This is a genomic window from Microbispora triticiradicis, from assembly GCF_005864065.1.
Taxonomy (GTDB): domain Bacteria; phylum Actinomycetota; class Actinomycetes; order Streptosporangiales; family Streptosporangiaceae; genus Microbispora; species Microbispora triticiradicis.
On record NZ_VANP01000015.1, the window covers coordinates 108,822 to 128,974 of the forward strand.

Genomic DNA, 20,153 nt, shown 5'->3' on the forward strand with positions numbered 1-20,153 from the left:
AAAGACCGTTCAAAGCGTGCAACGTCCCCGTTGTGGCGTGAGTTCCCGTTCCGGGCCGACTCCCCTAGGCTGCGTGCAAGATGAAGCAGGGGAGGGAGAGGCCGATGGCGACACCGGCCAGCCTGGAGTACGCGGAGGAGTTCGTCCCGGAGGACGACATCCTGCGGACCGCGCGCCGGCGTGGCATCGAGGTCGGAGCGCGCCCGATCCTGCCCGGGTGCGGAGCGGCGCTCTGCTTCCTCGCCACGGTGGTGAACGCCCGCTCGGTGGTGGAGGTCGGCACCGGCTGCGGGGTCTCCGGCCTGTGGCTGCTGCGCGGGATGCGCCCGGACGGCACGCTCACGAGCGTCGACGTGGAGCCGGAGCACCAGCGCATGGCCCGCCAGACGTTCGCCGAGGCGGGCTTCTCCGGCAGCCGGATCCGGCTGATCGGCGGCCGCGCGCTCGACGTGCTCCCCCGCCTCGCCGACGGCGGCTACGACCTGGTCTTCTGCGACGCGGCCAAGCAGGAGTACATCGACTACCTCACCGAGTCGGTACGGCTGCTGCGCCAGGGCGGCGTCGTGGTGTTCGGCGACGCCTTCTGCGGCGACCAGGTCGCCGACCCCACCCAGCGGGACCCCGACACGGTCGCGATCCGGGAGCTGGGCAAGCTCGTCCGGAACGACGAGCGGCTGCGCCCGCTGATGCTGCCGCTCGGCTCCGGCCTGCTGGCCGCCGTCAGGCTCGCCTGAACCGGCGTCAGGCGGTCAGGTAGCGCAGGAGCAGGCGGACGCCGAAGCCGGTGCCGCCCTTGGTGATCTCCCCCTCGTCGGAGCCCGCCCGGGCGGGACCCGCGATGTCCAGGTGCGCCCAGGGCCGCCCGCCGGCGAACTCGCGCAGGAACAGCGCCGCGAGGATCGACCCCGCCGACCCCGACATCGCCCGGTCGACGTTCGCCAGGTCGGCCACGTCGGAGTCGAGCATCGCGCGGTAGTCGTCGACCAGCGGCATCCGCCACAGGCGCTCCCCGGTGGCCTCCCCCGCGCCGGCCAGGCCCGCGGCCAGCTCCTCGTCGGTCGAGTAGAGGGCCGCGATCGCCGGGCCGAGGGCGATCTTGGCCGCGCCGGTCAGGGTGGCGACGTCGATCACGACGTCGGGGTCGAGCTCGGCGTCCGCGTACGCCAGCGCGTCGGCCAGCACCAGGCGGCCCTCCGCGTCGGTGTTCAGCACCTCGACCGTCCGCCCGCCGTACTGCCTGATGACGTCGCCGGGGCGCTGCGCGGAGCCGGAGATGGAGTTCTCGGCGCAGGCCACGAGCCCGGTCACCCGCACCGGCACCTCGAAGTCCGCCAGCGCGCTCATCGCGGCGATGACGGCGGCGCCGCCGGCCATGTCGGTCTTCATCGTCTTCATGCCCTCGGTGGGCTTCAGGGACAGGCCGCCGGAGTCGAACGTGATGCCCTTCCCGGCGAGCACCACGTGGGCGCGGGGGTTCTCCGGCGTGTAGGAGAGCCGGACGAGGCGCGGCGGGTTCACCGACCCCTGGCCCACGGCCCGGATGCCGCCGAACTCGTCGAGCTCGGGCCCCGCCCAGACGCGCACGTCCAGGCCGGCGCCGGCCGCCACCTCCACCGCCCGGTCCGCGAGCCAGGCGGGGGTCTTCACGCTGGCGGGGGTGTTGACGAGGTCGCGGGCGAGCGCGGTGGCCCGCGCGAGGGCCTCGCCCCGCCGCAGCTCCCGCTCGTCGCCGCCGACGAAGACGATCTCCCGCACCGGCTTCCCCGCGCGGCCGTCGCCGATGGTGAACGAGTACGACGCCAGCAGCGCCCCCTCGACCAGAGGCGCCGTGGCCCCCTCGACGGTGGGGACCACGACCGACAGCGACGCGCGGCGCCTGGCCCGTCTCGCGACGGCCGCCCCGGCCCTGCGCAGCGCGCCGGGCGAGCCGTCGCCGACGCCGTACAACAGGACGCGCCGCAGCCCGCCGTCCCGCGGGGCGGTCGTCTCGACGACCTCGCCGGGCTCGCCCTTGGCCTCGTACTGCGCGAGCAGCGCGTCCGCCGGCACCGGCAGCTCCGCCCAGGGCACGGCCGGCAGAGTGGGGCCGGGGCCGAAGGGCACGGCCACGAGATCCGCCTCCGGCGCGGGCCCGGCGGTGCGGGGGCCGGAGAGGACCGGCGTGGTCTCGATGGGCACGTCCACCTCCAACAGGGCGGCCCCGGCGCGGAGGGACCCGCCGCCAGGGCCGTGGATCAACAAGCCGGCCGGATGATCAGCCGACGACCTTCTTCAGCGCGTCGCCGAGGGCGCTGGCCTCGTCCGCCGAGAGCTCCACGACGAGTCGGCCGCCACCCTCCAGAGGGACCCGCATGACGATGCCCCGCCCTTCCTTGGTGACCTCCAGCGGACCGTCACCGGTCCGCGGCTTCATCGCCGCCATGCGTGTATCCCTTCCCGCCTTGTCGGCCGCCCCTGGGGGTAACCGGCGTATTCACGTTTCTGTGATGTTCTATTATCCCGCCTCGGAGCTCAAAAAGGTAACGGCCCGGCCCCGGTAGGTGGATCAATGCACGCACCGCGCGCGTTGTCGGAGGGCGGGACGTGACCCCACACTGGGTGGCGTGAACGCCCGAGCCGCGCTTTTCGATCTCTATGGGGACCACCTCCGCACCCGTGGCGGCCGCGCCTCCGTGGCCGCGCTCGTACGGCTGCTCGCGCCGCTCGGCATCGCGGCGCCGGCCGTGCGGACCGCGATCTCCCGCATGGTCCGGCAGGGTTGGCTCGATCCCGTACGGCTCCCGCAGGGACCGGGGTACGCCGTCACGCCGAAGTGCGAGCGCAGGCTCGACGACGCCGCGGCCCGGGTGTACCGCGGGGGCGAGACCCCCTGGGACGGGCGGTGGCACGTCCTGGTGCTCGAACCGGTCAGGGACCGGGCGCGGCGCGAGCGCCTCCGCTCCGACCTCGCCTTCCTCGGGTACGCGCCGCTGTCCGAAACCACCTGGATCGGGCCGCGGCCGTCGCCGGAGCTCGACGCGCTGCGAATCCCCGGCCACCGGTTCGACGCGGCCTACGAGGGCGACGCGCGGAACCTGCTCGCCCGCGCGTGGGACCTGGACGCCGTCGGCAGGGCGTACGAGGACTGGCTCACCAGCGCGGCCGGCCTGATCGGCTCACTGCCGGAGGGGGCCCCGGACGACCGGGTCTTCGCGGTCCGCAGCGAGCTGGTGCACGGCTGGCGCAACTTCCTGTTCCGCGACCCCGGCCTGCCCGCCGACCTGCTGCCGCCGGGCTGGCCGGGTGAGAAGGCCCGCGCCTTCTTCGACCAGGAGGCCGCCCGGCTGCTGCCGGCCGCCGCCGCGTTCGTGGACCGCAACCTGACTGCGACCTGACCGCGAGCTGAGACCCGCCGCGGTCAGGCGCCGCGGAGAGCGGCGACGGCCTCGCGGACATGGCAGTCGGCGACGTGGTCGTTGACCAGGCCGATGGCCTGCATGAGGGCGTACGCCGTGGTGGGCCCGACGAAGCGGAAGCCGCTCTTCTTCAGCTCCTTGGCCAGGGCGGTGGAGCCCGGGGTGCGGGCGGGAACATCGGCGAGGGTCGCCGGGGGTGTCCGCCCGGGCTCCTCGGCGTACCGCCACACGAGCGCCGACAGCCCGCCCGGCACCTCCGCGGCGGCGCGGGCGTTGGCGACGGCGGCCTCGATCTTGGCGCGGTTGCGCACGATGCCCGCGTCGGCGAGCAGGCGCTCCACGTCCGCCTCGTCGAAGGCCGCCACCGCGGGGATCGAGAACCCGGCGAACGCCTTGCGGAAGTTCTCCCGCTTACGCAGGATCGTCAGCCACGACAGGCCGGACTGGAACGCCTCCAGGGTGATCCGCTCGAAGACGAGGTCGTCGCCGCGGACCGGCCGGCCCCACTCCTCGTCGTGATAGGCGACGTAGTCCGGCGTGGACCCCGCCCAGCCGCACCGGATGACCGTGGTCACCTCCATGGTCACCTCCGTGGTCACTCGGTCACCATGTCTCTTCGGCGTCGGAACGGTCGCCGTCCCTGCCCTCCCTGGCCGCCGGCACGGGCACCTCGGGCTGGTCGCCGGCCTTGTCGTCGGCCCTGCCGTCCGCCCTGTCGCCGGGGAGGTCGCCGGTCTTGTTCTCGGTCTTGTCTTCGGTCGTGTCGTCGGCCGCGTCGTGCGCCCCCGGCCGTCCGTAGGCCAGTTCGGCCACCCGCTGCTCCAGCACGGCGATGCGGGTGTCCCGCTCCGCGAGCGCGATCGACACCCGGTTCAGGGTCTCGTCCACGGCATGGGTGCTGTAGCCCACGAGACCGATCGGAAGCCTGAGCGTCATCAGGTCGGTGGGGGTTAACTGTCCGGCGGCGGGCAGGCCGAGCGGCGGAGCGTCGGAGGAGAACTCCGCCATCTCACCCCCGTGGCCCAGCGAGACCATCACCACACACGCGATCACGGCGAGCCCGGCGATGACGAGTACGACCAGCACATACGAATCGTGCCACAACTCGTGTGCGTGCGAGCATGGAAGGCATGACGCTGGTGATCGGGCCGGACGACCCGGCCGACCCGGAGTGGGCCGAGGCTGCCTCGCTGCCGGAGGTGTCCGCCCTGGTCCGGGCGGGGCGCACCGTCCTGGTGACGCTGCCGGAGGACGAGACCGAGGCGATCGCCGCCGCCGCGGCGTACGCCTGGGCGGGCGCCGGCGTCTTCCGGACGTCGCACTCCGCGACCTCCCACCCTGCGATCTCCCACCCCGCGACCTCCCACTCCGTGCGGCAGGCACTCGATATGACCGAGGCCCTGCTGGGCCGCCGGCCCCCGGCCCTGACCCGCCGCGGGCTGGCCTGAGCCGGGCCCGTCCTCCGGGCGGTCAGCTCTCGCCGAGTTCCTCTCCGGTGGGGCGCAACTGCGGGACCGGCCGTTCGAGCAGGTCGAGGGCCTCGTCCACGGTGGTCGCCCACGCGATCGCGTCGAAGGCGTCGGGCCGCAGGAAGCCGTGTTCGTACATGCCGTCGACCAGGACGCGCAGGGGACCGTAGAGCCCCCACGGGTCGAGCACGACCAGCGGCCGTTCGTGCATGCCGAGGACCCTGGAGGTCCAGATCTCGAACAGCTCCTCCAGCGTGCCGATGCCGCCGGGGAGCACGAGGAAGGCGTCGGACCTGGCGTCCATGACCCCCTTGCGCTCGCGCATGTCGGCGGTGACGATCAGCTCGTCGGAGTCGGTGTCGGCGATCTCGATGTCCACGAGCACCTGGGGGATCACGCCGACCGTCCGGCCGCCGCCCGCGCGGACGGCCCGCGCGACCTCGCCCATGCAGGAGACGATTGCTCCGCCGCTGACGAGCCCGTGGCCCCGGCGGGCCAGCTCCGTGCCCACCTCCCGGGCGAGGTCGGCGTACTTTCGGTCGATCCGCTGGCTGGACGAGCAGTAGACGCACACGAACACCCGGACACCCTACTTGTTGGGGTCGCGGCGGTCCGCCTCCACGATGGTCCTTACGGCCTCGTCGGGGTCGTCGGTGACCGAGACCAGCTCGACGTCCTGCGGGGAGATCTTGCCGGACGCCATCAGGGTGTCGCGGATCCAGTCGATCAGGGGGGTCCAGAAGGCCACGCCCATCATGATCACCGGGAACGAGGTCACCTTGCGCGTCTGGACCAGCGTCAGCGCCTCGAACAGCTCGTCGAGCGTGCCGAACCCACCGGGCAGGGCCACGAACCCGCTGGCGTACTTGACGAACATGGTCTTGCGGACGAAGAAGTACCGGAACTCGATGCCGAGGTCGACGTAGTCGTTGAGCCGCTGCTCGTGCGGCAGTTCGATGCCGAGGCCCACCGAGACGCCGCCCGCCTCCAGCGCGCCGCGGTTGGCCGCCTCCATCACCCCGGGGCCGCCACCCGTGATCACCGCGTAGCCCGCCTTGGCGAGCGCCGCGCCCACCTTCACCCCGAGTTCGTACTCGGCGGTGTCGGGACCGGTGCGGGCCGACCCGAAGACCGTCACGGCCGGGGGAAGGTCGGCGAGGGCGCCGAAGCCCTCCACGAACTCCGACTGGATGCGCAGGACCCGCCAGGGGTCCTCGTGCAGCCAGCCGGTGGGGCCCCGGCGGTCGAGCAGGCGCTGGTCGTGGGTGGATTCGGGGACGAGGCCGCCGCGAACCAGCGATGGGCCCTGCCGGCGTTCGGGTCGGGTGTAGTTCATGCCCGTCACGCTAACGGCCGCCGTCGGGACCGGCGAAAAAATCTTGGATGAAATCTTGGCGGGAGGGAACCGCTCCTCGCCGAGGCTCCGTCTAAGAAACGAGGGTGCTGCTCGGGACGAAAGTGGCTCTCCCCGCCAAATGGCCGGCGAGGAGAGCCACTTTCTTCTATCTACCGCTGGTCCCCTCGGTGAGCCACTCCGTCATGCGGCGCTCGCTCTCGACGATCTTGGCCAGGCTCACGCTCTCTCCCGCCGTGTGCGCGACGTCGGGGTTGCCCGGACCGCAGTTGACGGCGGGCATGCCCAGGGCGGAGAAACGCGCGACGTCGGTCCAGCCGAGCTTGGCCCGGGGCGTGCCGCCGATCGCGGCGGCGAACGCCGCGGCGACCGGGTCGTTCAGTCCCGGCCGCGCCCCGGGAGAGCCGTCGGTGAGCCGTACGTCGAAGCCGTCGAACACCTCGCACACGTGCGCGAACGCCTCCTCGATCGTCCGGTCGGGGGCGAAGCGGTAGTTGACGGTCACCACGCACTCGTCGGGGATGACGTTGCCGGCCACCCCGCCGCGTACGCCGACCGCGTTGAGCCCCTCCCGGAACCGGAGGCCGTCCACCAGCGGGCTGCGCGGCTCGTACCGGACCAGCCGGTCCAGCACCGGCGCGATCCCGTGGACGGCGTTGACGCCCTCCCAGGAGCGGGCGCTGTGCGCCCGGACGCCCTTCACCGTGATCTCGGCGCGCAGCGTGCCCTGGCAGCCGCCCTCGATGAGCCCGTCGGTCGGCTCCATCACGACCGCGAAGTCGCCGGCGAGCCACTCGGGGTGGGTGCGGGTGAGCCGCAGCAGCCCGCTGCGCTCGGCCTCGATCTCCTCGCAGTCGTAGAAGACGAAGGTCAGGTCGCGGTTCGGCGCGGTCAGCAGGCAGAGCTTGAGCTGCACCGCCACCCCGCTCTTCATGTCGGAGGTGCCGCAGCCGTACAGCACGCCGTCCTCGGTCCTGCTCGGCAGGTTTCCGGCCACCGGGACCGTGTCGATGTGCCCGGCGATCACCACGCGCTCGGCCCGGCCGAGATCGGTCCGCGCCACCACCGCGTCGCCGTCCCGCAGCACGGTGAGGTGGGGCAGGGCGCGGAGGGCCTCCTCGACGGCGTCGGCCAGCGCCTTCTCCGCGCCGCTCACCGACTCGATGTCCACCAGCCGCGCGGTCAGCGCGCCCACGTCCTCGGCAAGGTCAAGTCGCATGCCTCCCGACCTTACGCCACCTGGACGGAGTCGGTGGGCTTGGCGTCCTTGCGCCAGCCGTCGTGCCCGGCGGCCGCCGTCCAGGCGACCCCCTCGTACCGCACCTCGCGCAGGCCGTACTTCTGGGCGTGGGCGACGTACCAGGCGGCGACCAGCCAGCCGCGCTTGCCGGCCGCCTCGGTGCCGAGCGCCCGCACGAGCTGTTTGCGGGCCGTCTCCGCCTGCGGCTTGACCGGCTTGGCGGGCGGGGGGTACCAGCAGTGGACGGCCCGCGGGACCCGCCCGGTGAACGCGGCGGACAGGATCCGGGCGGACTGCTCGTGCTCGGCGTAGGCCGAGCCGTCGGCGGAGCGCTGCACGGCCTGGGCGGCGTCGTGCAGCGGCAGGGTCCGGTAGTGCTTCACCTTCTCCAGGGCGGCGAAGAACTTGCGGGTCGCGTAGACCGGGTCCTGCAACTGCTCGACCGTCCCCCAGCCCTGTGAGGGCCGCTGCTGGAAGACCCCCACCGAGTCGCGGTCGCCGTACGGGAGATTGGCCAGCTTGGACTCCTGGATCGCGGTGACATAGGCGATCTGGAGGGCCCGCTCGGGCAGCTTGCGCCGGGCCGCGACGGCGGCGACGGTGGCCGCCACCTGGGCCTGCTCTATGTCGATGTCGAGCGTTCCCTCAGGGGTCGTGACGAGGCAGTGCTCCCCGAGCGCGAAGGGCTCGGTCCGCTTCAGCAGGTGATAGGCGCCGTAGAAGATCGCCCCGCCCAGCAGGACGACGATGACCACGACGGTCACGACAGGTTTGGTAAGGCGCCGTTCCACGATCCAGAACCTACCCCGGTGATCAGGGCAGTCGTTCCGCGCGGACGGAGCCGGGAGTGAGGGGGCGGGCGTACGCCGCCTCCCACTGGCCGCCCTGCACACGCTGGAACGACAGCAGGCGGCCGTCACCCGCGCGGTAGTCGGCGAAGTCGAGCAGCCCGCGCTCGGGCAGGCCCGTCCTCCCCTCGGACCGGAAGGCGGCGGTGCCCCGCTCGATCGGGGAGAACTCGACGCCGTCGACGATCAGCATGTGCTTGGCCGGCACCATCCCCTGGGTCGGCACGTCGGTCCACAGCAGGACCTCCAGGTGGGACGGCTCGCCCCCCGGGCCCGGCCGTTCCGCGACCGACAACCAGTTGTCGTACCGGCGGGCGCCCTCGTCGAGGAGGTAGTCGGTCCACTGCTCGCCCTGCACCGCGCAGTGCACCGCGCCGACGGCCCGGTAGCGGGCGGCCTCCACGTAGACCGTGTCCCCCACCTTGATCGTGCGGGGGTCGAAGTAGTCGGGATCGGACGCGAGGTCCCGCGCCGGCGATTCTCCCGGGGCGGCGGGCGGGGTGCGCACCGGCTGACGCGTACGGCTGCGCCGGCTCGCCATCACGGCGCCAAGCAGGACGACGACCGTGGCGAGGCCCAGCACGATCACGATCGTTGTCGTCATGGCGCGCGATCCTACTGGAGGCGGCTCACCGCCGCATCGACGCGCTCGTCGGTGGCGGTGATCGCGACACGGACGTGACCACGCCCGGCGTCGCCGTAGAACTCGCCCGGCGCGACGAGGATGCCCCGGTCCGCCAGCGCGCGCACCTGGTCCCAGCAGTCCTCGCCGTTGGCGGCCCAGAGGTAGAGCCCGGCCTCGGAGTGCTCCACCCGCCAGCCCGCCCGTTCCAGCGCGGGACGCAGCGCCGCCCTGCGGCGGGCGTACCGCTCCCGCTGCTCGTCGGCGTGCGCGTCGTCGTCCAGCACGGCCGCCATCGCGGCCTGCACCGGAGCGGGCATGATCATGCCCGCATGCTTACGCACCTCCAGCAGCCGCCGTACGAGCCGGGGGTCGCCGGCGACGAACCCCGCGCGGTATCCGGCGAGGTTCGACCGCTTCGACAGCGAGTGGACCGCGAGCAGCCCCTCGTGCGAGCCCTCGCACACGTCCGGATGGAGGACCGACAGCGGCTCGTCCTCCCAGCCGAGCTCGATGTAGCACTCGTCGGAGGCGACGATCGCGCCGTGCTCCCGCGCCCACGCGACCACCTTGCGCAGGTGCTCGGCGGGCAGGACCCGTCCCGTGGGGTTGGACGGCGAGTTCACCCAGACGAGCGGCACCCGCTCGGGCCCCAGCGAGAGCAGCCCGTCGGTCGCGTAGGGCTCGGCTCCGGCGAGCCTGGCCCCCACGTCGTAGGTGGGATAGGCGAGCGCGGGAAAGACCACCCGCTCCCCCGGCCGCACGCCGAGCAGCGTCGGCAGCCAGGCCACCAGTTCCTTCGTGCCGATCGTCGGCAGCACGTCCGCGGGGTCGACGACGACCCCGTGCCGCCGCCGTAGCCAGCCCGCGGCCGCCTCACGCAACCGCGGCGTGCCGTACGTCAGGGGATAACCGGGGCTGTCGGCGGCGGCGGAGAGCGCCTGGCGGGCGACGGGGGGAACCGGATCGACCGGCGTGCCGACCGACAGGTCGACGATCCCGCCGGGATGCGCCCGCGCCACCTCCTGGTACGGCACCAGCCGGTCCCATGGAAAGTCGGGCAACGCGATCAAAGGAAATCCCCCAGTCGTGACGGAGCGGGCCCGCGAGGGTCGGTGACTCTTTAGTGTTCCTCGCTCTGCGGCGGAAGCGCCGCGACCACCGGGTGGTCCTTGTTGATCTTTCCGACCTTCGAGGCGCCGCCGGGCGAGCCCAGCTCCTCGAAGAAGTCGACGTTGGCCTTGTAAAAGTCCTTCCACTGCTCGGGAAGGTCGTCTTCGTAGAAGATCGCCTCCACGGGGCAGACCGGCTCACACGCCCCGCAGTCCACGCACTCGTCGGGGTGGATGTAGAGCATGCGTTCGCCCTCGTAGATGCAATCGACGGGGCACTCCTCGATGCACGCCTTGTCCAGGACGTCCACGCAAGGCTGCGCGATGACGTACGTCACCTCGGGCTCCTTCTGGGTTGCACGGCTCGACCGCGGGTTGCTAGCCCTAGTATTGCGGTGCCTGCTTACCAGCCGGAACAGGAGGGGGGCAATCGTCGTGGCCCCTAAGTCCGGAGCCCGTCTCGTCGTCGCGATCACGCCCGCCGACGTGGGCCAACGCGTGACCACCCGGCGCAGGGCGCCAGGTGGGTACCGGGACGCCGTCGGCGTGTTGGAATCCTGGCGCGACGGGGTGCTCACCGTGCGGAAACGGGACGGAAGCCTCGTCGAGATCGACGAGGAGACCCTCGCCGCCGCCAAGGTCGTGCCGCCCGGACAGCCGAGGTAATCAGGCGGCAATCCCGCAGCGCGCCGCCTCGACCGGCCGCGCCGGCGGGGCGGAGCATACGCGACGTGACCCTACGCGCCTGTGTCGTGACGATCTCCTCGGCGGCGGTCCTCCTGGCCGCGGCCTCCGCGTGCTCCCGGCAGCGGACGCCGGACAGGCCGCCGCCTCCGCTGAATCCCCGCGCGGCCAGTCTGGCCGACGGGTTCGGCACGATGGACAGGCTCGTCGACGCCGCCCGCAAGGAGGGCGCGCTCACCGTCGTGGGCCTGCCGGGCGGCTGGGTCGGCTACAAGGAGATCATCGCCCGCTTCTCCGACAAGTACGGGATCAAGGTGACGTCGGTCATGCCGGAGGCGAGCAGCCGGCAGGAGATCGACGCCGCAGCCCGCCTGCGCGGGACGGCCCAGGCGCCGGACGTCTTCGACGTCACGCTGGAGGTCGCGGTCGCCAACTCCCGGCTCTTCGCGCCGTACCGGGTGACGGGCTGGGCGGACATCCCCGACGAGGCCAAGGACCAGGACGGCCGCTGGTACGCCGCCTACGGCGGATACATGTCGATCGGCTACGACCCGAGGAAGGTGCCCGCCCCGGCGTCGTACGCCGCGCTGGCCCGGCCGGGGACGACGGTCGCGCTGCCCGGCGACCCCCGGCAGGTGGCGTCGGCGTTCAGCGGCGTCATGGCCGCCTCGCTCGGCCAGGGGCTGCCCGACGCCGCCCGCGGGGTGAACCTGTTCGCGCGGCTGCGGAAGGGCGGCATGCTCGGCCGTCCCGACCAGGCCACGACGGTGGTGGACTGGGACTTCATGAACGCGGCGCGGGCCGCGGGCGGGCGCGGGGCGGCGGCCTGGCGGGTCACGATCCCGAAGAACGCGGTGCTCGCCTCCTACTACATGCAGGCGATCGACGCCGCGGCGCCGCATCCGGCCGCCGCCCGGCTGTGGGAGGAGTTCCTGCTGTCCGACGAGGGACAGAACCTCTTCCTCAAGGCCTACGCCCGGCCGTCGCGGATGGAGGCGATGCAGACGCGCGGGGCCCTCGACGGGGACGCCGCCGCCCGGCTGCCCGAGGCGTCCGGCGACCCGGTGATCCTCACCATCCCCGAGCAGGACAAGGCCAAGGCGTACCTGGCCACACACTGGGCGAAGGATGTGGGCTGACACTCGCAGAGGCGGCGGAAGCCGTAAAGTGTGTCGCATCCCACCGGAATCCCACCAGATCCCAGGAGTCTCAATCGGCACGAGACCGTGGTGATCAAGGCGTGGTGGCCAAGCCGCGGATCGAAGCGTGGTGATCCCGGCACCGGCCAGTAAGAATGCGAGCCGATCTTGAGGTACGAAACTCCCAGTCCCACTCGATGGAACGCTCGCGCCTACGACAGCTCCTTCGGCTACGTCTCGCCTGTCGGCGCGCCGCTGGTGGACCTGCTCGACCCCCGCCCCGGTGAGCGGGTGCTCGACCTCGGCTGCGGCACCGGGGCGATGACCGCCGAGATCGCGGCGCGCGGCGCCCACGTGCTGGGCATCGACGGCTCCCACGCGATGATCGAGCAGGCCATCGCCCATCACCCCGGCCTCGACTTCACCGTCGGCGACGGCCACGACTTCACCGTGGCCCAGTCGTACGACGCGGTCTTCTCGAACGCCGCCCTGCACTGGATGAGCCGCGACCCGGACGCCGTGATCGAATGCGTACGCGAGGCGCTGCGGCCGGGCGGCCGGTTCGTCGCCGAGATGGGCGGCGCGGGCAACTGCGCGGCCCTGACCTCGGCCATGCTCACCGCCTGGCGCGAGCACGGCCTGCGCGAGCCCGAGCTGCCGTGGTACTTCCCCGGCCCGGCCGAGTACGCCCTGCGGCTGGAGAAGGGCGGGTTCACGGTGCGGCTGCTCGAACACTTCGACCGTCCCACGCCGCTCGACGAATGCCCCAACGGCGCGGCCGACTGGGTGCGGCTGTTCGCCGGCCCGCTGCTCGACCGGGTCCCTCCGGCGACCGTCGAGCCGCTGCTCCGGCGGGTCAACGAGCTGGCCGCCCCGGCGCTGCGGCGCGAGTCGGGCTGGATGGCCGACTACGTACGCCTCCGTTTCGCCGCCGAACGCCACTAAGCCGGCAACTGAGTCGGGAATCTCCAGCACGGCGAGGCGATTTGCCAGACTATGGTCTGGTCTTTGTGAGCGATGGGGACAGCATGAACTTCTGCCTGAGTGACCTCGTGCCACCACTGCGCTGGAGTGATGCCGCCCGCATCGGGACGCTCGACCGGCCGGGCCTGCCCGACGCCTGGTGGCGCACGCTCCCCCTGCACCGGGTGCTGGCCGTCGCGGACGCCGAGGCGCTCGCCGAGCTGCTCACCGTCCTCGCGCTGGAGCACTGGCCCGCCGCCGCCGTGGGCGACGTGCTGCCCGCGCTGCACGTGCTGGATCCCGACGAGGCCGACGACCCCCAGGTCGCGATCGCGCTCGACCGGGCGGGATCATGGCACGGTCTGCTCGCGCTGTCCGGCCGGGAGCTGGCCGACCAGCCCTTCGTCAAGGCGAGGCCGGTGCTCACCGCCCTGTTCTCCGCCGTCTTCGCCCGGCTGGCGGAGTCTTCTCCGGAGTCTTCTCCGGACAGGAAGCCCGAGAGCCCGCCGGACGAGCCCGAGCCGGAACCGGAGCCGGCCGGCCTGCCCGAGCTGATCGACGCGGCCTTCGCCGACCTCGACGACCAGACCTGGATGGTGGCGCAGAACCGGGTCTTCACCGACGACCCGTCGGCGCCCGAGCAGCTGGCCAAGCTGCTCGCCGTACCCCCCGAGGTCCTCGCCGGCGCCGAGGCGGCCCTGCGCGGCCGGATCGCCCACTGGCTCGCGTCACCGGAGGCGGCGCCGTACAACGAGCACCTGGCCCGGCTCACCGCCGCGCTCGGGGTCGCGGTCCCGAAGGCGCGGCTGGTCGCGGCGGCCGACTGGCACGGGCGCGAACTGCGCTCGCTCGAGGTGCCCGCCTGGCGGTTCGTGCTCGCCACGCTGCCCGACCACCGTCTCTCCGGCGACTGGCTGGTGGCCGGGGACATCGAGGACCTGCGGGAGCGGACCCGCGGCCTGATCACCGCGGCCGAGCGGCCGCCGACCGTCTCGCAGGCGCTCGAACTGGTCCGCTCACTCGGCGTCCGTCCCGACGCGGCCAGGGAGTGGCTGGACAGCGTCCCCCAGTTACGCGCGCAGCGGGTGCCCCGCGGGAGCGGGCTCAAGGACGTGTCGCTGACCCGGCGGTGCTTCCGGCAGCCGGACGGCAGGTGGTGGCTGCGGGTCGACGTCTCCGGCGAGCATCTCGGCGGCGCCGAGGTGATGTTGCCGACCGGGTTCGCGGCCTACGTCGGGCTCGCCCCAGGCGACACCCGGACCGTGCAGAGCGCCGCAGGGGACATCGGCCTCTCCTGGCACACCCGGCCGTCGCTGGGCTCGCTGCGGCGGATCCTCACCGAGGTCGCGGCCGAGGAGGGCAGTCACATCTTCCTGACCCTGTCCGAGGAGGGCCTGCTGCGCGTACGGCACCTGCCGGCGGCCGGTGGCGACGAGACGAGACGGGCGCTGCGCCTCGTCGGTTACACCGCTCCGGGCGGCACGCCCGAGCAGGCGGCACGGGTGATCGCGACGCGGGTCGGGCTCACCGGGCCCGCCGGGCGGCCGGAGATCCTCGCGCGGCTGCGCGAACGCGGGGACCGCGACCTGCTGTCCCTGCTGGGATAGCGGGATGCCCCGGCTCGCGCTCTCCCCGGAGTTCCTGCACGGGCTCGACGCGCTCCCCCGGCCCGTCCGCCGGGAGGCGCTCCTCGCCGTGCGCCGCTTCCTGCTGAACGCCTCCACCGCGCCGCACCCCGAGAGGGTGCGCAACTGCCGCGATCCCCGGGTCGCCACGCTGCGGCTCGCCGACCGCCACCGGGGGGTGGTCGTACGGCAGGACGACGTCTACTGGCTGCTGACCGTGCTGCCGGACGCCGAGGCGTGGTCGTACGCCCAGCGGCACCGGTTCGGGGTGAACACGGCCGTCGGGATCGTGGAGGTCTGGGACGCCGAGGCGCTGGAGCGGATCGAACCGGCCCTGCGCCGGGCGTCGCGGAGCGGCGGCCGTCCGGTGTTCGAGGACTTCTGCGACACCGACCTGCTGAACATCGGCGTGGACGCCCGCCTGCTGCCGCTGCTGCGGATGATGACGTCGGAGGCCCACCTCGCCGCGGTGGAGCCGCTGCTCCCGCGCAGCCAGTTCGCGCCGCTGTCGGCGCTGGCCCGGGGCGGCTCGCTCGCGGCGGCCTGGCGCGAGCTGGACGCCTGCCGTTGCCGGGCGGCCGACGAGGTCGACCCCGAGGACCTGCTCACCGCGCTGCGGCGCAGCCCCGACCGGGCGGCGTTCGCGGCCGACGCCGCCGAGCTGGAGCGGCTCGTCGCCCAGCCCCACTGGTGCACGTTCCTCTACCCGCCGCAGCACACGTACGCCAACTGGCCGGCGTACGACGAGCCGGTGTTGATCACCGGGGGCGCCGGCACCGGCAAGACGGTCATCGCGCTGCACCGCGCGGCCCTGCTGGCCCGCGCGGCCACCGGCCCTGTCCTGCTGGTCACGTTCTCGCAGGGCCTCGCGACCGAGCTGTCCGCGCGGCTCGACACGATGGTCGGCGACGAGCTGGTGCGCAAGCGCGTCGAGGTGGGGAACGTGGACCGGATCGCCCACCGCATCGTCGCCGAGGCGGAGGGCAGGGCCCCGGCGCTGGTCTCCTCCGACGACCTGGCCGGGCTGTGGCAGGAGGCGGCGGCCGGGCGCTTCGGGAAGCACTCGGGCAGGCGCTTCGGCAGCGCGTTCCTGCTGCGGGAGTGGGAACAGGTGATCCTCGCGCAGGACCTGCGGACGCTGGAGGAGTACCAGGCGGCGGCCCGGCCGGGCCGCAGCGTGCCGCTGGACGCCGGGGCGAGGACCCTGGTGTGGGACGCCGTCCAGCACGTCATCGGGCGGCTGCGCGAGACGGGCCGGCGGACCCTTCTCCAGCTCGCCTCCGAGGCGGCGGGGCTGCTGGGGCGGGCCGTGGGCGACCTGCTGGGCGACCGGGAGCCGGGGCGGGAGCCGTACCGGCACATCGTGGTGGACGAGGCGCAGGACCTGCACCCCGCGCAGTGGCGGCTGCTGCGGGCGGCGGTCCCCGCCGCGCCGAACGACCTGTTCATCCTGGGCGACCCGCACCAGCGCATGTTCGACACGCGGGTCGCGCTCGCCGACGTCGGCATCCCCGTCCGCCGGTTCCATCTGAAGCTCTCCTACCGGCTGCCCCCGGAGATCCTTTCGTGGGGCGTGCGGCTGCGCGGCGGCGGACCCGCCGACGGCCTGGTGGCGGGCAACGCCGGGCTGTACGGCTACCGCGGGCTGGGCCACGGTCCGCGCCCGATGGTGCGCGAGTACGTGACCCCGGCGGCGGAGATCGCCGGCCTCGTCTCGACGGTGGCCGAATGGCTGCGGGAAGGCGTGCCCACGGCCGAGATCGCGGTAGCCGCGCGTACCGCTGACCTCGTGCGCACCGCCCGTACCGCACTTCGCGAAGCGGGCATCACGGTCAAAGTCGCCTTGCTTCACGGGATGAAAGGGCTGGAATTCCGCCGGGTCGCCGTGATAGGCGTGGCTGACGGAATCGTGCCGGCGCCCGACGCGCTGACCCCGGCCGCCGAGGATCCGACGGCACGGGCGCACGATCTGCAACGCGAACGGGGGCTGCTCTACGTGGCGTGCACACGAGCGGGAGAGTTGCTCTACGTGTCCTATTCGGGACGCGCCAGTCCCTTCCTGCCTGTGTGACCACCTTGGCCTGATCCCCTAGTGTGAACTGCGGATATATTCCCCTCGCCGGTTGGACCTGCATGAACCTGAGCCTTAGCGACATCGTGCCTCCGCTGCGCTGGACCGCGCCCAGCCAGGTAGAGCCGATCGCGAGCGACCCCGGTCTTCCCGACGCGTGGTGGCAGGCACTCCCCCTCGACCGGGCCTGCGCGGCGGTGGGGACCGTCCAGATCGCCTCCCGGCTCGCCGACCTCACCAGCGCCTGCTGGGCGCATCTGGTCCTCGGCGACATCCTGCCGCTGCTGAGGTTCACCCACCCCGAGGAGAGCCTGCAGACGCCCGGGCCCCGCGATGTCGTCCACAAGCTGTTCATCGACGTCATCGACAGGCTGCTGGCCACCGAGCCGGCCGGGGAGCCCGCCGGGGCCCCGGTCCCGCCGGCCCTCCCCGAACGGCCGATGGCCGAGATCATCGACGAGATCTTCGCCCGGCTGGACGACCGCCAGCGGGCCATCGCCAGGGACCGGCTCTACTACGACACCTCCCAGCAGTCCGGCCAGCACCCCGGCCAGGCCCAGCGCGCCACGCTCGACGAGCTCGCCCAGCGCTTCTCCGTCACCCGCGAGCGGATCCGGCAGATCGAACGCGACCTGCGCGACCACGTGCTGGAGTGGCTGCAGAGCCCGGCCGCCGCGCCGCTCAACGCCCACCTGGCCTGGCTGCGTACCCGGCTCGGCTCCGCGGTGCCCGCCGACGACCTCGCCGCGGCCGTGCCGTGGCACCGCACCGAGCTGATCACCCTCGCGATCCCCGCGTGGCGGTTCGTCCGCACGCTGCTGACGGGGTACGACCAGGTGGACGGCTGGCTGGTCGCGGGCGGCGCGGACGAGCTCAGGGAGAAGACGCGCCAGTTGTTCGCCGACGGCCCCCGCCCGATGGACGAGGCGGTCGCGCAGGTGGCCCAGCTCGGCGTACGCGAGGACGTGGCCGAGCGCTGGCTGGCGTCGGTGCCGCACCTGCGCGTGCTCGAAGGGCACGTCGTCCCCTGGCCGCGCAGCATGGGCGACAAGGCCGAGGCCGTGCTGGCGGTCTCCGGCGGACCGTTGACGCCGGAGGAGATCCAGGCCCGCATCGGCGAGGACTACAGCCTCGTCGGGCTGCGCAACCAGCTCGCTGCCGACGAGCGCTTCATCCGGCTCGACCGCAGCAAGTACGGCCTGCGCCGCTGGGGCGGCGAGGAGTACCTGGGCATCCGCGAGATGATCACCCGGGAGATCGAGCGCGCGGGCGGCGAGGCGTCCGTGAGCACGATCGTGGACAACCTCACCTCGCGCTACGACGTGAGCGAGAGCTCGATCAGGGCGTACGCCGGAGGGCCCGGGTTCGAACGCACCCAGCGCGGCTACATCAGGGTCGCGGGGCAGGCGCAGGGCGAGCCGTACCAGCCGCGCCGGGACGTCTCGATGACCCGGCGCTGCTTCCGCAGCCGCGACGGCCGGTGGTGGCACCGGGTCGACGTCAACGCCGAACACCTCCGGGGCTCCGGCTCGCCGCTGCCGACGGGTTTCGCGGCCCATCTCGGCATGGCGCCCGGGGGCCAGCTCACCGTGTCGACCTCGTCGGGCGAGGTGGTGATCAGCTGGCACAACCAGCCGACCATCGGATCGATCAGGAACGTGCTGGCCGACTACAACGCCTCCGAGGGCGACCACGTCTTCCTCACCGTCTCCGACGGCGGCGAACTGCTGACCCGGTTCCTGCCCGCCGCCGCGGCCGGGCTGCCCGCGATCAACAAGGCCCTGCACCTGATCGGGTACACCGCGCCGGTGGCGTCCGAGGCCGAAGGGCTGCGCCTCATCGGCGCGCGCATCGGCCTGGCCGAGGGAACCGGCCGGGAAGAGGTGCTCGACCGCCTGCGCGACCGCGGCGACCGCGAGATCCTCCGCTTCCTGTCCTGACCTTCCTCTCCTGACCGAGGGCTTCCTGACTCAGGTTCCTTGCTCGGGTGAAGGGGACGCCGGGCGCAGCACGTAGGCTCAAGGCATGTTGCGGCTCCACGACACCCTGACCCGGCAGATCGTGCCCCTCGTACCGGCGGGTTCGCGGATCCTGCGGATGCACACCTGCGCCGCACACGGGCCCGCCGGTCTCGGCGACCCGCGCCCGCATCTGCTCGCCGACCTGATCCGCCGCCTCAGCGAGCGGGCCGGATTGCGCGTGCTCGCCTGCCGGAACGTCTACGACCTCGGGCACGGGAGCGACGACGGGGCCTCGCTCGAAGCCGAGTCCCTCGCGCTCAACCTGCGCGTGCCCGAGCACTCCCCCCGCACCAGCGAGACCATGGGCCTGATCATCGAGCTCATCGGACGGCTCATCGAGCGCGGCCACGCGTACGCCACCCCGGAGGGGGCGGTGATGTTCGACGCGGCGTCCTTCCCCGCCTACGGGGAGATCCGTGGTGAAGCGGCTTCCGGTGACTGGACGCTGTGGGAGCCCGGCGACGAGGACGGCGCGGGCGCGGGCTGGGACGCGCCCTGGGGACGCGGGCTGCCGAGCCGCGACATCGAGTGCACGGCGACGCCGCTGCGGTTCCTCGGGCCGCGCTTCGACCTCTATGTCGGCGGCGACGACCTGCGCTCCCCGCACCACGAAAGGGTGCGGGCCCAGTCGAACGCCGCCACCGGCGAAGAGGCGGCCGCCCACTGGGCACACGCCGGACGCCTGCTGTTCGAGGGCCGGCCGGTGGGCTCCAACGGCGGCTCTTCTGGTGAGTCTGAAGGTGACTCTCCCGGTGGTTCTCCTGATGGTTCTCCTGATGGTTCTCCTGGCGGTTCTTCTGGCGGTTCTTCTGGCGGCGCCGATACCGGCGCCGTGACGCCGTCCCGCGTGGCCGCGGCGGGGCTCGACCCCCTGGCCGTACGGCTGGCCCTGCTGCGGCACCCTTACCGGCAGCAGGTGGACCTCACCTGGGACACCCTGAAGACGGCCGACGCGGAACTGCGCCGCCTGCGGCGGAGCGTGGCCGAGTGGGCGGAGTCGCCCAGCCGCCCGATTGACGCCGCGCACGCCGAACGCGTCCAGAGCGCGCTGGACAATGATCTCGACACCCCGGAGGCCCTGCGCCTGCTCGGCGACCTGGAGACCGACGAGTCGGTCGCGCCGGGCGCCAAGTTCGAGACCTTCCTCCACTTCGACCACGTGCTCGCCCTCGACCTGCCCGCCGAAATAGGCAGGATCTGACCTCCACGGCAGCGCTCCGGGCAGGCCGAGTTCCGAGCGCCTGTCAGCTCGATTCCGAGCGTCCTGCCGACTCTGTTTCGAGAGCACTGCCGGCTTGAGTTCCGGGAGCCGTCCCGGCGGGAGCAACCCGCACGCCTTATGCGGCGGCGAGCGCGCCTCTCGGCGGCCATGTTCCGGCCCGTCGTCGTTCCAGCCCGTCGTCTTCGCGGCAACAGTGCATCACGCAGGCGAATGCCGCCGCGTACGCCTGCGCGCCAATCGTCCCGGAGCACTCGCCTCACCGCGTGCGGTCAGCGGATAGCCGCCTCCACCGCGGGTCCCTTGCGGGTCCCTTGCGGGTCCGCTGCAGGTCCGCTGCGGGCGAGCCGGAACTGCGGGCGGTAAGCCGCTGCACTATCCGACATCCCCT

General features: G+C 72.9%; 21 protein-coding genes. 10 read left to right on the forward strand and 11 right to left on the reverse strand.

The genetic code is table 11. The features are described 5' to 3' along the window. The first annotated feature begins 104 nt into the window (after positions 1-104). Entirely contained in the window at positions 105-734 is a 630-nt protein-coding gene (locus FED44_RS29545; protein WP_111701366.1) for an O-methyltransferase, read from the forward strand. Between the two features lie 7 nt (positions 735-741). Here the strand turns inward: FED44_RS29545 and FED44_RS29550 are convergent, their stop codons facing one another. Further along, positions 742-2,178 (reverse strand): leucyl aminopeptidase, encoded by a 1,437-nt coding sequence (locus tag FED44_RS29550; protein ID WP_244302372.1) that lies wholly within the window; start codon positions 2,176-2,178, stop codon positions 742-744. Between the two features lie 76 nt (positions 2,179-2,254). Further along, positions 2,255-2,422, reverse strand: coding sequence for a DUF3117 domain-containing protein (locus FED44_RS29555; protein ID WP_076433904.1), 168 nt, complete (start codon positions 2,420-2,422; stop codon positions 2,255-2,257). 181 nt (positions 2,423-2,603) lie between these two features. Between FED44_RS29555 and FED44_RS29560 the strand changes: the two genes are divergently transcribed. Then, complete coding sequence (locus FED44_RS29560) at positions 2,604-3,374, forward strand: PaaX family transcriptional regulator (RefSeq protein WP_138462753.1); 771 nt, start codon at positions 2,604-2,606, stop codon at positions 3,372-3,374. A 23-nt stretch (positions 3,375-3,397) separates the two neighbouring features. Here the strand turns inward: FED44_RS29560 and FED44_RS29565 are convergent, their stop codons facing one another. After that, positions 3,398-3,976 carry a DNA-3-methyladenine glycosylase I gene (locus FED44_RS29565; RefSeq protein WP_138462793.1) on the reverse strand — a complete coding sequence of 193 codons (579 nt, stop codon included), beginning with the start codon at positions 3,974-3,976 and terminating at the stop codon, positions 3,398-3,400. A 22-nt stretch (positions 3,977-3,998) separates the two neighbouring features. Next, positions 3,999-4,481, reverse strand: a complete 483-nt coding sequence (locus FED44_RS29570; RefSeq protein ID WP_138462754.1) for a hypothetical protein — start codon at positions 4,479-4,481, stop codon at positions 3,999-4,001. A gap of 44 nt (positions 4,482-4,525) precedes the next feature. Here FED44_RS29570 and FED44_RS29575 point away from each other — a divergent pair, with 44 nt between their 5' ends. Beyond that, entirely contained in the window at positions 4,526-4,843 is a 318-nt protein-coding gene (locus FED44_RS29575) for a hypothetical protein (protein ID WP_138462755.1), read from the forward strand. A gap of 22 nt (positions 4,844-4,865) precedes the next feature. Here the strand turns inward: FED44_RS29575 and FED44_RS29580 are convergent, their stop codons facing one another. From FED44_RS29580 to fdxA, 7 genes are all read right to left on the reverse strand, one after another. Further along, positions 4,866-5,444 (reverse strand): LOG family protein, encoded by a 579-nt coding sequence (locus FED44_RS29580; protein ID WP_111701362.1) that lies wholly within the window; start codon positions 5,442-5,444, stop codon positions 4,866-4,868. Positions 5,445-5,453: 9 nt separating this feature from the next. Further along, positions 5,454-6,200 carry an LOG family protein gene (locus FED44_RS29585; RefSeq protein WP_138462756.1) on the reverse strand — a complete coding sequence of 249 codons (747 nt, stop codon included), beginning with the start codon at positions 6,198-6,200 and terminating at the stop codon, positions 5,454-5,456. Between the two features lie 166 nt (positions 6,201-6,366). Next, positions 6,367-7,437: a succinyl-diaminopimelate desuccinylase gene (gene dapE, locus FED44_RS29590; RefSeq protein WP_138462757.1), complete on the reverse strand. Its 1,071-nt coding sequence runs from the start codon at positions 7,435-7,437 to the stop codon at positions 6,367-6,369. 11 nt (positions 7,438-7,448) lie between these two features. Beyond that, positions 7,449-8,249 (reverse strand): hypothetical protein, encoded by an 801-nt coding sequence (locus tag FED44_RS29595; RefSeq protein WP_244302373.1) that lies wholly within the window; start codon positions 8,247-8,249, stop codon positions 7,449-7,451. A 22-nt stretch (positions 8,250-8,271) separates the two neighbouring features. Further along, the gene (locus FED44_RS29600; RefSeq protein ID WP_111701359.1) at positions 8,272-8,910 is read right to left on the reverse strand and encodes a DUF4178 domain-containing protein; all 639 of its coding nucleotides are present in this window, start codon (positions 8,908-8,910) and stop codon (positions 8,272-8,274) included. A gap of 11 nt (positions 8,911-8,921) precedes the next feature. Beyond that, positions 8,922-10,001 (reverse strand): succinyldiaminopimelate transaminase, encoded by a 1,080-nt coding sequence (gene dapC / locus FED44_RS29605; RefSeq protein ID WP_111701358.1) that lies wholly within the window; start codon positions 9,999-10,001, stop codon positions 8,922-8,924. Between the two features lie 50 nt (positions 10,002-10,051). Continuing rightward, complete coding sequence (gene fdxA / locus FED44_RS29610; protein WP_111701357.1) at positions 10,052-10,378, reverse strand: ferredoxin; 327 nt, start codon at positions 10,376-10,378, stop codon at positions 10,052-10,054. Positions 10,379-10,475: 97 nt separating this feature from the next. Between fdxA and FED44_RS29615 the strand changes: the two genes are divergently transcribed. From FED44_RS29615 to FED44_RS29645, 7 genes are all read left to right on the forward strand, one after another. Next, complete coding sequence (locus FED44_RS29615) at positions 10,476-10,706, forward strand: putative acetyltransferase (RefSeq protein WP_111701356.1); 231 nt, start codon at positions 10,476-10,478, stop codon at positions 10,704-10,706. A gap of 65 nt (positions 10,707-10,771) precedes the next feature. Beyond that, entirely contained in the window at positions 10,772-11,863 is a 1,092-nt protein-coding gene (locus FED44_RS29620) for an ABC transporter substrate-binding protein (RefSeq protein WP_138462758.1), read from the forward strand. Between the two features lie 168 nt (positions 11,864-12,031). Further along, a complete protein-coding gene (locus FED44_RS29625; RefSeq protein WP_138462759.1) occupies positions 12,032-12,808 on the forward strand; it encodes a class I SAM-dependent methyltransferase in 777 nt (258 codons plus the stop codon). Between the two features lie 65 nt (positions 12,809-12,873). Next, complete coding sequence (locus FED44_RS36115; protein WP_167521628.1) at positions 12,874-14,433, forward strand: hypothetical protein; 1,560 nt, start codon at positions 12,874-12,876, stop codon at positions 14,431-14,433. 4 nt (positions 14,434-14,437) lie between these two features. Further along, positions 14,438-16,522: a UvrD-helicase domain-containing protein gene (locus tag FED44_RS29635; RefSeq protein ID WP_111701352.1), complete on the forward strand. Its 2,085-nt coding sequence runs from the start codon at positions 14,438-14,440 to the stop codon at positions 16,520-16,522. A 62-nt stretch (positions 16,523-16,584) separates the two neighbouring features. Beyond that, positions 16,585-18,462, forward strand: coding sequence for a sigma factor-like helix-turn-helix DNA-binding protein (locus tag FED44_RS29640; RefSeq protein WP_138462760.1), 1,878 nt, complete (start codon positions 16,585-16,587; stop codon positions 18,460-18,462). 85 nt (positions 18,463-18,547) lie between these two features. After that, on the forward strand, positions 18,548-19,744 hold the full coding sequence (locus FED44_RS29645; protein WP_138462761.1) for a cysteine--tRNA ligase: 1,197 nt from the start codon (positions 18,548-18,550) through the stop codon (positions 19,742-19,744). Positions 19,745-20,153 lie beyond the last annotated feature (409 nt).